This is a genomic window from Desulfovibrio litoralis DSM 11393 (genome assembly GCF_900143255.1).
Lineage (GTDB): Bacteria > Desulfobacterota > Desulfovibrionia > Desulfovibrionales > Desulfovibrionaceae > Frigididesulfovibrio_A > Frigididesulfovibrio_A litoralis.
Genome location: NZ_FRDI01000014.1, coordinates 1 through 12,116, shown reverse-complemented (window position 1 = coordinate 12,116; position 12,116 = coordinate 1). Strand labels below are relative to the sequence as shown.

Genomic DNA, 12,116 nt, shown 5'->3' with positions numbered 1-12,116 from the left:
TGAAATTTAGAAAGAATTATAAGGATTAATATGTTAAAAAATACTCATCATGTTTTAACTATTTCTTGCCCTGATGTTATTGGTATTGTTGCTTCTGTTGCGACATTTTTAGTTGATCATGGTGCGAATATTGTTGATAGTTCTCAGTTTGGAGATAGAAGCACGGGTCTTTTTTTTATGCGAGTTCATTTTGAACTTAACCCTGATGTTTGTGATATAAAAAATTTGCAGACAGATTTTTTAACTTTGGCTCAACGTTTTACGATGAATTGGGATATTTGTTGTGTGGGAAAGAAAAAGCGCGTGCTTGTGATGGTTTCTCGTTTCGGACATTGTTTAAATGACCTTTTATACCGTTTTCGAGCCGGTGTTTTAAACGGTGAACTCGTTGCCGTTGTCTCTAACCATCAAGATTTTAAATCTTTGGTCGAATGGCATAATATTCCGTTTTTTTATCTGCCCGTTGATAAAAATAATAAAGATGAACAAGAAGCAAGACTCTTAAGCCTTATAGCGGAACAAGAAATTGATGTTGTTGTTTTAGCAAGGTATATGCAAATTCTTTCAGAAGATCTTTGCGAAAAGCTTAAAGGACGTTGTATTAATATTCACCATTCCTTTTTACCAAGCTTTAAAGGGGCCTCACCCTATAAACAGGCTTATGAACGTGGTGTAAAGTTAATTGGAGCTACCGCACACTATGTAACTTCCAATTTGGACGAAGGTCCTATTATTGAACAGGGCGTAGAAAGAGTAGACCACTCTTACGCCCCTCAGGCTCTTGAAGCTTTGGGGAAAGATATGGAGTGTGTGGTTTTGGCAAGAGCCTTGACTTATCACCTTGAACAGCGTGTTTTGATAAACGGTAATAAGACTGTTGTTTTAAAATAATTACAATAAAAGTTATTTAAGCAAGGCTTCGGCGACTCTTATATCATAAAGAAGGGTTGGGTCTGAGCCTTGCCCTCTTTCTTTATACATTGCGGCAGCGGCATTAATTATATCGATATTAAGCCATTCGTGTTTTTCCCAAATTTCCGGTTTTTCGTTATGCCATAAACGAAACTCAATCCCGTTTGCTCCGTTGCGAACATATACTTTGGCTTTGTGATCATTGGGGTTTGGGTAATAGTAAAACCCATTTATATCTTTCATGTTGTTATCCTAATTGATTTTGCAATAATTTTAACTATGGATATTAGTTCATTTTTTATAATAATTTAAGAGCTTGCAGAATATTTTTATTTAGTATAATATATTTTTTATAGTATACATATTCGCTTAGGTCGTCAAGTTATAGTCTTTTTATTGCTTTTGTTCTTTATAAAATAAAAATTAATTGGCTTGACAGCTGTGCAGAATACTAATAAAAAAAGAGTGTAATCTTGTTAAAAAAACAACAAGTATTTAAACGTGGTTTGATTTATTTTTAAGAACTGAAGTGTGTCAGTTGTGTGAAAGTTAACTTTTGTTTAACTTTTTATAAACATGCTGACTGTAAGTATAGGGCATAACGCCCTATATTGTATAGTTAAAACATAAATAACTAAGCGGAGGAAAGCAATGGCAAAACATGCAACCCCCAAGCTGGATCAACTTGAGTCTGGTCCTTGGCCAAGCTTTGTGTCTGACATAAAGCAAGAAGCCGAGAGTAGAACCAAGAACCCTAAGGGACTTGATTATCAAATACCAGTAGACTGTCCAAGTGACCTTCTTGGTGTTTTAGAATTGTCTTACACAGACGGTGAAACCCACTGGAAACACGGCGGAATCGTTGGTGTTTTTGGTTACGGTGGTGGTGTTATCGGTCGTTATTGCGACCAACCCGAGATGTTCCCGGGCGTAGCACATTTCCATACTGTTCGTATCAACCAACCTGCTGCAAAATACTATTCTACAGACTTTTTGCGTCAGATTTGTGATATGTGGGACTTACGCGGTTCCGGTCTTACCAACATGCACGGTTCTACCGGAGACATCGTTCTTTTAGGTACACAAACCGCACAATTGGAAGAAATTTTTCATGAGATTACTCATAAAATGAACACAGACTTGGGCGGATCAGGTTCTAACCTTCGTACCCCTGAAAGCTGTCTTGGTTCTTCTCGTTGTGAATATGCTTGTTATGATGCTCAAGATTTATGTTATAATCTTACAATGGAATTCCAAGACGAATTACACCGTCCGGCATTCCCTTATAAATTTAAATTTAAATTTGATGCTTGTCCTAACGGTTGCGTTGCTGCTATAGCTCGTTCTGACTTTGCTGTTATCGGTACTTGGAAAGACGATATTCGTATCGACCAAGCTGCTGTTAAAGCTTATGTTGGTGGCGAATTTAAGCCTAACGCCGGTGCTCATGCTGGTCGTGATTGGGGCAAATTTGACATAGTTGAAGAAGTTGTTAAGCGTTGTCCTACTAAGTGTATGACTTGGACAGGCTCAGAACTTCGCATCAACAACAAAGAATGTACTCGTTGTATGCACTGTATCAACACTATGCCTCGTGCTTGTCGCATAGGTAACGAACGCGGTGCTTCTATCTTGCTTGGTGCTAAAGCTCCTGTTCTTGATGGTGCACAAATGGGTTCATTGCTTGTTCCATTTATCGAAGTTTCAGAACCTTACGATGAAATCAAAGATCTTATCGGAAAAATTTGGGACTGGTGGATGGAAGAAGGTAAAAACCGTGAGCGTATCGGTGAAACCATGAAGCGTCTCTCTTTCCAAAAATTGCTTGAAGTAACAGGAATTGAGGCTATGCCACAACACGTTTGTGAGCCACGCCATAACCCATACATGTTCTTTAAAGAAGAAGAAGTACCGGGTGGTTGGAATCGTGACATTGCTGCATATCGCAAGAGACACTTAAGGTAATATGGGGGTATAAAAAATGGCATTTATTTCTTCTGGCTACGATCCTAGTAGCCCAATGAAAAATCGTATTACAGATATTGGCCCTCGTAAATATAGTGAGTTTTATCCTCCCTTTATTGCTAAAAATAAAGGTAAGTGGGCATATCACGAAATTCTTGAACCAGGTGTATTAGTACACGTTGGTGAAAGCGGAGATAAAGTATACACAGTTCGTTGCGGTACCGCACGTTTGATGTCTATTACTTTAATTCGTGAAATGTGTGATATAGCTGATAAACACTGTAGCGGATACTTGCGTTTTACTACTCGTAGTAACGTTGAGTTTATGGTTGACAGCGAAGACAAGCTAAAAGCACTGAAAAGTGATTTAGCAGCTCGTAAGTTTGCCGGTGGTTCTTATAAATTCCCTATTGGTGGAACCGGTGCTGGTATTACCAACATCATTCACACTCAAGGTTGGGTACACTGCCATACTCCTGCTACTGATGCTTCCGGACCTGTTAAGGCGGTTATGGACGAAGTTTTCGCAGACTTCCAACAAATGCGTCTTCCTGCTCCTTTGCGTATTTCACTTGCATGTTGTATTAACATGTGTGGTGCCGTACACTGTTCTGATATTGGTATAGTTGGTATTCACAGAAAACCTCCTATGATCGATACAGACTGGGTTGACCAACTTTGTGAAATTCCTTTAGCTGTTGCTTCTTGTCCTACTGCTGCTGTTCGTCCTACTAAGATCGACAGAGCAGACGGCACAAAAATGAACTCTATTGCGATTAAAAACGAACGTTGTATGTATTGCGGTAACTGTTACACCATGTGTCCTGCTCTTCCTATCTCTGATAAAGAAGGCGACGGTATGGCTATAATGGTTGGTGGTAAGGTTTCTAACCGTATCTCTATGCCTAAATTCTCAAAAGTTGTAGTAGCTTATATTCCTAACGAGCCACCTCGCTGGCCTTCTATGACTAAAGTCATTAAGAAAATCGTTGAAGTTTATGCTGCTAACGCTAATAAATATGAGCGTTTAGGTGAATGGGCTGAACGTATAGGTTGGGAACGCTTCTTTAGCTTAACAGGCTTAAAGTTTACCCACCACCTTATTGATGACTTCCGTGACCCTGCTTACTATACATGGCGTCAAAGCACTCAGTTTAAATTCTAAGCTGAATTATGATTGATAAACCGGGTAAGTTTTCGAGCTTACCCGGTCTAAAATAAATAGCCGGTCTAAAATAAATAGGTTGAAAAGGGGTCTGATTATGGATGAGAATCAACAAAAAATCGTAGATTACCTTAAAGGTAAATCTGCTGCTAAAAGTAAATTTTATTTTAATGATTTTCTTGAAGTGTTTCCAGGCGAAAGCCCACGTCAAGTAAAAAAATATCTTACTGCTTTAATTAACACAGAAGTGTTGGAATTTTGGTCTTCAGGCAGTACTACTATGTACGGCTTAAAAGGTGCCGGCAAACAAAGCCACGCTGAAGGCGAAGACTAAGTCTTAAAATTTAAGGGAGTATAAAAACTCCCTTTTTTTTGTTCCATATTACAGCATCAAACGACAACAAAAGAAAGTAAAACGCAGTTTTTCAATGGTGTTACCTAGCAAATGCTTAGAGGCGGGCTGATTCGGTTAGTTGTAAAACCTGAATATACGCCGCTTTTGAATAATCGTTATTATCAAGCCAAAGTTGGCAAAAGCTAGTTAAAGGGCGGATACAGGGCGGATAATTTATCCAGAAATTATCAAAGGTATTTTTTTTGTTTATATTCAGCTTGCCTGCAAAATAGCGACACAGCTTGATTAAAGCTTGGTTATATTTCAATAATAACTTTGGATTAATGGTTTCTAATTCTTTTTTTAGTTTTAGTTTAAACGTTGAATTTTCTTGATTAGGTGCAAAATTTTTTGAAAGATGCTCATAAAAAAAACTTTGCCAAAAAACACTAAATGCTGTTTTTATATTGAAATTTTGTCTTGCGTCTTTTCCTAATATCGGCTTGAGTTTATATAATCCTGATAATTCCCCTAAATAGTTTCTATCGCTTATATATAAATTTAAGCCCTTTAAGTTGAGGCGTTTGAGGTTTTGTTCTCGTCCTAAAATAAGTTCGTTGGCGATTTGTGCTATTTTTAGCGGTTTAAAAAAATTATGACATTTTAAATTGCGTTCACATTTCCAACAACCTACACAGCTTAAATTTGCCGATACAATCAAGTGTCCCGGGCTGTTTGGTCCTGTTTCAAAAGCACTAACATTACCGAGTGAAAGATTTATTGTTTTAACGCCCAATAAGCTTGCTAGGTGTAAAGGTCCGGTGTCGGGGCAGATAAATAAATCTATTTTTTTTAACATTTCCACAAGTTCTGCAATGGAAAAGTGTCCGCAGAGATTTATGCCGTGCAATCCTTGTAATTGATCGCATATTTCTGCTCCCATTTTCTCTTCTGTTTTTCCACCGAGTAAAACGGGTTTGTGTCCAAGTTTAAACAATGCAAGGACAAGTTCGGCAAAAAAATTAGCATTCGGGTGTTTTTCAGCTTGACTTGCTCCGACAAAGATACCAATGCGAGCGTTTTTTTTCTTTGTTACTTCAGGTTTTGCCCAATTAAAATGTGGAAGAGCTACTTTATGAGATGATTCGGCATAATCATTATTGCTATTGATTTTAATATGTTGAGCTATATCTAAAATGTTTAAGTCAGACCAATGATAGTGGTTATGGCGATTATTGTGTGTGAGACTGGCACGATAGATTTGCCAATTTCCTTTTATTCTCAAATTGTTATCTTCATCAAGGTAATAGCCATAAAACCAATCATGCTTGAGCTGTTTCACTAGTTCGGCAGATTCGGTTCGGTGGCTTAAATTAATAATGCCGTGATAAGGTCTGGTTATTAATCGGTGGGCGGCGGAGTAAGGAAAATAAGTAACGTTTGGTGAAATCGGTAATAGCTCGGAAAAATAATTCTCTTCTGCGACTATCCAGATGGGGTTGGTCTGAAAGTTTTTTTCCAAAAAACTCACCAATGGAAAGCTTAAAATAAGGTCTCCCATGCGTTGCATTTGGATAATAAGAATAGGGTTTGTTGACATGTTTTTTTTGTTTTTAAAATGAAGTAAATATTTGTAATATATTATATGCCCAACAGCTTGTTTATACAACAATTTTAAAATGATTGTAAAGATATGTTTTTTTATATATAAGGGTTATATCAAATTTTAGAAATACCTTGTTTTTTATTATTTGTATAATTTTTATAAAAATATTATGAATAAAGTAATTTATGCCGATAAAGGATATATCATTTCTTTTTTATAATATACTTTTATCAAAAATTATTACTCGTTTATTTTATATTACTCTGTTATTCCAGCTAACAATATCTTTAGAGTCAACTAATGAATAAAACTGTTTTCCAATATACTGTCTTTGGTATCGCTTTTGGGTTTATGTTTCCTATTTTTGCGTTAATTTTTGAGTTTTGGTATAATGACTTAACCGTGTCTATTGGGAATATGTTAGGCATTTATAGCCGAGTTCCTTTACTTTTTATGATTACTTCGGCACCTATTTTTTTAGGTGGTGCCGCTCATATTATGGGCATATTTAAAGCAAAAGCCGACTTATTTAATGACCAACTTCAAGATATGATTGTAACTCTTGAAAAGCAAATTGTTATAGAAGAAGAAGAAAGGCGTGAGGCGGTTAAAAACAAAGAACTCGCCGAAAAAGCCATGCAAGAGGCTAATGTTGCCAAAACTAATGCAGAAGAAGGTTATAAAATCATATCTCAAACCGCCTCAAGAGTTGAACAAGTCGTAGAGCGTTTGATTAATGCGGGTAAACAGCTTGATACTCAGATGGAAACAATTTTAGAGAGTTCAGAGGTGCAACATAAAAAAATTGCTGCCTGCGTGAGTGCTATGGACGAAATGAACGCTAATGTTGTTGGAATCAATCAAAATACCAGTTTGGTTTCTGATGCTGCTGATAATTCAAAAAATAAAGCAGAACACGGCAATGCGATCGTTAATCAAAGCGTAGCCGCAATTGGCACCGTGCAAAGCACAATCACTCAATTAAAAGAACATATCGAGGGATTAGGGGAGCAAGTTCAAAAAATAGGTAAAGTAATTACCTTAATTGACGAAGTTGCCGATCAAACTAACCTTTTAGCTTTAAATGCCGCTATTGAAGCCGCTAGAGCAGGGGAAGCGGGAAAAGGTTTCTCGGTTGTTGCCGGAGCGGTTAGAAAACTGGCTGAAAAAACCATGTTTGCAACCAAAGAAGTAGAAAGCGTTATCTTAACTGTACAAAATAATACGCACACCAGCATAAGCACAACGGAAAGAGTTGCCTCTGATCTAAATTATGCAACTGATTTTATTAACCAATCAAGTATGGCTCTTAATGAAATAGTTGCGGGTTCGAGTAAGGTAAACGATCAACTACAGCTTGTGGTTGTTGCAACAGGTGAACAATCGGAAACAAGCCATAAAGTTACTGCCGTTTTAAATGAAATTAAATTATTAGACCAAAATAACGCAGACGCCATGCAGAATTCCGAGTTGGCGGTTAAAGAATTGTTTATTCAAATTAATGAGCTTTATTCATTGGCTAAAAGTTTAAAATTGCCAAATAATTGATACAAAACAATTGATACCAGGTACTTGATACCAAGTAATTGATACAAAACAATTGATACCAGGTACTTGATACCAAGTAATTGATACCATGCAATTGATATAGGTAGCTTGCTAATCTTAAAACCAATAAAAAAGACTTTAGAGTGTTATTCTAAAGTCTTTTTTTGTTTAAGATATTTCAATTCTTATACTTGTGCTAAAGCTTCAAGATCAGCACTGGATAATAATTTATCAAGATCAAGCAATATTAATAAGCGGTCATGTAACTTTCCGACTCCGTTAATATATTCTGATTCTAAGCCGGCTACGACAGGTGGTGGTGGTTCTACCGTGCTTGCGGGAATTCGCAAGACTTCAGAAACCGAGTCAACCACAAAGCCTACAATCATGTTATTTATTTCAATAACAATAATGCGAGTGTGTTTATCGTGTTCTTTAGAGTGGAGACCAAAGCGTCTTCTTAAATCGATAATCGGAATAACCTTTCCTCTTAGATTTATAACGCCCTCAACAAATTCTTGCGCTCTTGGAACTTTTGTAATTTCCATAGTGCGAATAATTTCTTGAACTTTAAGAATATCAACGCCAAACTCTTCTTCCCCTATGCTAAAGGTAACAAGTTGTAAAAGTTCGTCGTCTTTTTTTTGGGAATGATCCATTCTATTCTCCCTTTGTTTTTCCAGTCGCTTAATATCTTAGTATAGAGTATACTTTGTATTAAAATAAAAAATTAAATTTATACTATAGATGAAGTTGTATAGTTCTATTATTTATTTCTTATATACTTTTTATAATTTTTAGTAAAGAGCTATACAAAATGATTCTGAAGAATTTTAAAGATTTTAATTTAAACTGCTGTTTCCAATAAAAAACCAGACTCCGGCGTAATTAAACTTGCTGTTCCCGTATTGTCATATTTTTTTATTAAATGCAGTTGTTCGCTGTTAAACTTATTGGCACGCAGATTATCAACGCTTAGTTTAACACTTTGAATAAGAGCGTCAAAGTTGCTGATAGTTGTTTTGTTTGCTTCTTCTCCAACCTTTGATAAACCCGGAACGGTATAGTTGTTAGAGCTTGTATTTATAGCAATAAAAACTTCATTTTTACCGTTTTCAAAAAAATTATTCATGGCATTATTGATATTTTGATTTAGATATGCCAAAAATTTATCTCCGGAATCTGTTCCTAAATTTTTATCAATAAAAGTTGTGGCTTCTAGCAAACCCTGACCAAGGTTTTCTTCGTTTAAACTTTCGCTTGTATTTTTATAAAGCATAGCCGTAACAACAGTGGCGACTTCTTCACCAAAGTTTTTTCCGACAAAGTTAATTGTCTTGGCTAGGGCGTCTTTGAGTTCGGCACTTTGTTTTTTGTATGCCTCAAGGTCTTCCGCAGAAAGCTCGTTAAGCTTAACATTATATTTTGATTCGATAGATTTATTTGATAAATAATCAGCGGCAGTAGTAGAAATATCATTAATCTTGCTAAAACGACGCTGTTTTGAAAAACCTGCGGATTGACTTTGTTGTGCGGAAGAAAAGTTTGAAAAAAGAGAGTCAAAACTTAATTCTATACTGTTGATATTCATATTAAACTCCACATCAGGTGCTTATATTTTATTTAATTTGGCACGTTTGCTGTCATAACTTATCGACAGTTTGGAGTAAAAGTTTAGAGATTAAAAACGAAGACTAATTACAGTAACTCTTTATTTTGAATGAATAAAAAACTACTTTTTTTATTTAGTCGCTTATTATATAATAAAGTCGTAGCTTTTTATGACTTAAGATGTTTTATGTTGTGTGTCTAGAGAGCATAAAACGATGGCAAAAGAACGAAAAACTGAGTTTTGCAATGGTCTTTATTTATGATGATTTGATTAAATTAACAGTTTATAAAATTCTTTTTTATTAATATAATTAGGTGGGGTTATTTTGCAAAATTCAATTATACCTATGTGTTATGGAATTATTCCGGCACGCTTCGGCTCAACACGTTTTCCCGGTAAGCCTTTAGTAGAAATATGCGGAAAGCCCATGTTTTGGCATGTTTATCAAAGAGCTAAACAATGTTCATCTCTGATAAGCGTTAGTTTGGCGACTGATGACCAGCGTATTTTTGATGCGGCTGTTAAACTTGATGTGCCTGTTGTTTTAACGGGAGATTGGCATCAGAGCGGAACCGACCGTGTTTATGAGGCGGCTGTAAACTTGAAACTGCCTGAAAATGCGGTTGTCGTAAATATTCAAGGCGATGAGCCGGCTCTTAACCCAAGCCTGTTAGACGCTTTAGTAGAAGCCTTTAACGACCAAGCTGTTCAGGTTAGTACGTTAGCACGCCCCTTAACAAAAGAAGAATCGACAAGTCCGGATAGAGTAAAAGTCGTTTTAGCCAATAATGGTGATGCCTTATACTTTTCTCGTTCGTTAATTCCTTATTTAAGAGATGAATGTGATAACGTCGAAAATATTTTTTTAATGCACCTGGGCTTTTATGCCTTTCGCTTAAAAACTTTAAAACAGTTTACTCAACTAGCTCCGGGGCGTTTAGAAAATCTGGAAAAATTAGAACAACTGCGTTTTTTAGAAAATAACATTCCAATTAGAGTGAAAAAAGTAAACTGCCAGAGCTTTGGAGTCGACAGCCCCGAAGATTTGGAAAAAGTTATAAAGATTATGCAAAATATCTAAGACAACCTTATACTTTTCTCGTTCGTTAATTCCTTATTTAAGAGATGAATGTGATAACGTCGAAAATATTTTTTTAATGCACCTGGGCTTTTATGCCTTTCGCTTAAAAACTTTAAAACAGTTTACTCAACTAGCTCCGGGGCGTTTAGAAAATCTGGAAAAATTAGAACAACTGCGTTTTTTAGAAAATAACATTCCAATTAGAGTGAAAAAAGTAAACTGCCAGAGCTTTGGAGTCGACAGCCCCGAAGATTTGGAAAAAGTTATAAAGATTATGCAAAATATCTAAGACAATTTTTATTGGAGGAATACATGAAAAGAATATGTTTTTTGTATTGTATGATTTTTGTTTTTTTACTTATGCCGAATATTGTCGGTGCTACCCAGAGTAGAGATGATGGGTTATCTCAATTTATGTTTGGTATATCATATAATGAACTTTTGGACACAGGGGATATACGCTCACACAAGGCAGAGTTTTTAGCGGGTGAAGAAATTCAAGGGGTGTTTGAAGAGTATGATACTTTATTATACGATAAAAAAAATGGCTATATGGAGCTTCATCTAGATGCTTCCCCATGTGATTGTCCTGGTAAAATTACGGCGGCCGCGTATGCCAAACGCAATGGAGGTTATCTATTTCTTAGAAATAAAGAAACAACATGTATTTATAGGCATGTAAATGGCATAGTCGCTAGCGAACCAATCACAAGCTATATGCCCGTTGGTTTTGGTCTTCAAATGTTTTTACCGGAACATTTTTCTTTGCCAAAAAATGATGAGGCGGCTTTTTTTCTTACCGCAGAAATTCCAAGGCAAGGTACCACAACCACTTTACAACTAAAACAAATCCCTTTTGGGTTATATGTACCTTCCACAACATTGCTTATTGATGATGCTCCTTTAGCGTTGGCTGATAAGGCCAAGGAAGTAGAACAGATAAACGACCCACAGTTAAGCCTTGAAAATGGAAGCTTTTACAAAACCTATCATAATATTCATGAATCAGCCTTAATATTCTTTGATCCGGAACAGTTTAATGACGAAGCGTATCCTACTGAATTACCTAAAAAAGAATTGCAAGACATGCTACTTTCCGGGAATCTTTCAGCAATAGGCGAAAAGGATAGGCATATTTTGGAAAAACTTGGTGCATACGCTAGTTCTTATCCCCCCATAACATTGGAACATATGAGTGAACGTTTTCGTTTTTTTTATATGGTATATCAGGTAGAGCAAAACCTTGTTTGGGATACTTGTACAATGGAATGGGATTCGGTTGCAGGGCGTTTTCGCATTACAAAAAAATGGCTTTCACGTAAAAAACCCGCAAGCTTCCTTGAATTTCTCCGTGATGCCGATTTTTGGGTGGCTGCGTGTTGATTCACGTGGGAATAGTTTGATGCTATTGTGTATACCTAATAGTGGCATAATGTTGTTGAAAGAATAACATTTCAGGGGTTGCAGATATAATATCTTTAAATAATTTAATAAATTTTAAGTTCTTAATTAATTTGTTATTTTTTCAAAAAATATTTGCTTTTTATAAAAAAATAGTTGACAATTTCTCGGAACTTGCATAAATATTCACTTCGCAACAAGATTTTTATATGTTTGTTGTTTATCCTTTAGGCTTTTTGCTTAAAGATCAAGCGTCCCCATCGTCTAGCTGGCCCAGGACAACGCCCTTTCACGGCGTCGACAGGGGTTCAAATCCCCTTGGGGACGCCACAAATTTCTTAGGTTGTATCTGAATGATGTAACCTTTTTTGGTTTTATTAAATTTATCTTTAGGCTTTTTGCTTAAAGACCAAGCGTCCCCATCGTCTAGCTGGCCCAGGACAACGCCCTTTCACGGCGTCGACAGGGGTTCAAATCCCCTTGGGGACGCCA

The 12,116-nt window shown here is 36.3% G+C and carries 11 protein-coding genes, 2 tRNA genes and 1 pseudogene; 10 read left to right on the top strand and 4 right to left on the bottom strand.

Annotation, left to right across the window (positions count from 1 at the left end; translation table 11 throughout):
• The first annotated feature begins 30 nt into the window (after window positions 1-30).
• Window positions 31-891: a formyltetrahydrofolate deformylase gene (gene purU / locus BT999_RS10765; RefSeq protein ID WP_072697800.1), complete on the top strand. Its 861-nt coding sequence runs from the start codon at window positions 31-33 to the stop codon at window positions 889-891.
• Window positions 892-903: 12 nt separating this feature from the next.
• Here the strand turns inward: purU and BT999_RS10760 are convergent, their stop codons facing one another.
• Window positions 904-1,155 carry a hypothetical protein gene (locus tag BT999_RS10760; RefSeq protein WP_072697799.1) on the bottom strand — a complete coding sequence of 84 codons (252 nt, stop codon included), beginning with the start codon at window positions 1,153-1,155 and terminating at the stop codon, window positions 904-906.
• Window positions 1,156-1,563: 408 nt separating this feature from the next.
• Here BT999_RS10760 and dsrA point away from each other — a divergent pair, with 408 nt between their 5' ends.
• The 3 genes from dsrA (at window position 1,564) to BT999_RS10745 (ending at window position 4,376) form a co-directional block, all read left to right on the top strand.
• Window positions 1,564-2,877 carry a dissimilatory-type sulfite reductase subunit alpha gene (gene dsrA / locus BT999_RS10755; protein ID WP_072697798.1) on the top strand — a complete coding sequence of 438 codons (1,314 nt, stop codon included), beginning with the start codon at window positions 1,564-1,566 and terminating at the stop codon, window positions 2,875-2,877.
• A gap of 16 nt (window positions 2,878-2,893) precedes the next feature.
• Window positions 2,894-4,042: a dissimilatory-type sulfite reductase subunit beta gene (dsrB, locus tag BT999_RS10750; RefSeq protein ID WP_072697797.1), complete on the top strand. Its 1,149-nt coding sequence runs from the start codon at window positions 2,894-2,896 to the stop codon at window positions 4,040-4,042.
• 97 nt (window positions 4,043-4,139) lie between these two features.
• A complete protein-coding gene (locus BT999_RS10745; RefSeq protein ID WP_072697796.1) occupies window positions 4,140-4,376 on the top strand; it encodes a dissimilatory sulfite reductase D family protein in 237 nt (78 codons plus the stop codon).
• A 115-nt stretch (window positions 4,377-4,491) separates the two neighbouring features.
• On the opposite strand, the gene BT999_RS10740 is transcribed toward BT999_RS10745, so the two are convergent.
• Window positions 4,492-5,976, bottom strand: coding sequence for a glycosyltransferase family 9 protein (locus BT999_RS10740; protein ID WP_072697795.1), 1,485 nt, complete (start codon window positions 5,974-5,976; stop codon window positions 4,492-4,494).
• A 306-nt stretch (window positions 5,977-6,282) separates the two neighbouring features.
• Here BT999_RS10740 and BT999_RS10735 point away from each other — a divergent pair, with 306 nt between their 5' ends.
• Entirely contained in the window at window positions 6,283-7,530 is a 1,248-nt protein-coding gene (locus BT999_RS10735; RefSeq protein WP_072697794.1) for a methyl-accepting chemotaxis protein, read from the top strand.
• Between the two features lie 185 nt (window positions 7,531-7,715).
• Here the strand turns inward: BT999_RS10735 and BT999_RS10730 are convergent, their stop codons facing one another.
• Both BT999_RS10730 and BT999_RS10725 read right to left on the bottom strand, forming a co-directional pair.
• A complete protein-coding gene (locus BT999_RS10730; RefSeq protein ID WP_072697793.1) occupies window positions 7,716-8,189 on the bottom strand; it encodes a chemotaxis protein CheW in 474 nt (157 codons plus the stop codon).
• 188 nt (window positions 8,190-8,377) lie between these two features.
• Window positions 8,378-9,121: a hypothetical protein gene (locus tag BT999_RS10725; protein ID WP_072697792.1), complete on the bottom strand. Its 744-nt coding sequence runs from the start codon at window positions 9,119-9,121 to the stop codon at window positions 8,378-8,380.
• 367 nt (window positions 9,122-9,488) lie between these two features.
• Between BT999_RS10725 and kdsB the strand changes: the two genes are divergently transcribed.
• The 5 genes and pseudogenes from kdsB to BT999_RS10700 all read left to right on the top strand — a co-directional run bounded on the left by kdsB (window position 9,489) and on the right by BT999_RS10700 (window position 12,116).
• Window positions 9,489-10,223, top strand: a complete 735-nt coding sequence (gene kdsB / locus BT999_RS10720; protein ID WP_072697791.1) for a 3-deoxy-manno-octulosonate cytidylyltransferase — start codon at window positions 9,489-9,491, stop codon at window positions 10,221-10,223.
• Between the two features lie 7 nt (window positions 10,224-10,230).
• Window positions 10,231-10,512 (top strand): annotated as a pseudogene (locus BT999_RS10715) (cytidylyltransferase domain-containing protein); the annotation flags it as partial.
• Window positions 10,513-10,535: 23 nt separating this feature from the next.
• The gene (locus tag BT999_RS10710) at window positions 10,536-11,606 is read left to right on the top strand and encodes a hypothetical protein (protein ID WP_072697789.1); all 1,071 of its coding nucleotides are present in this window, start codon (window positions 10,536-10,538) and stop codon (window positions 11,604-11,606) included.
• Window positions 11,607-11,877: 271 nt separating this feature from the next.
• A tRNA-Glu gene (locus tag BT999_RS10705) sits at window positions 11,878-11,954 on the top strand.
• An 85-nt stretch (window positions 11,955-12,039) separates the two neighbouring features.
• Window positions 12,040-12,116, top strand: a tRNA-Glu gene (locus BT999_RS10700).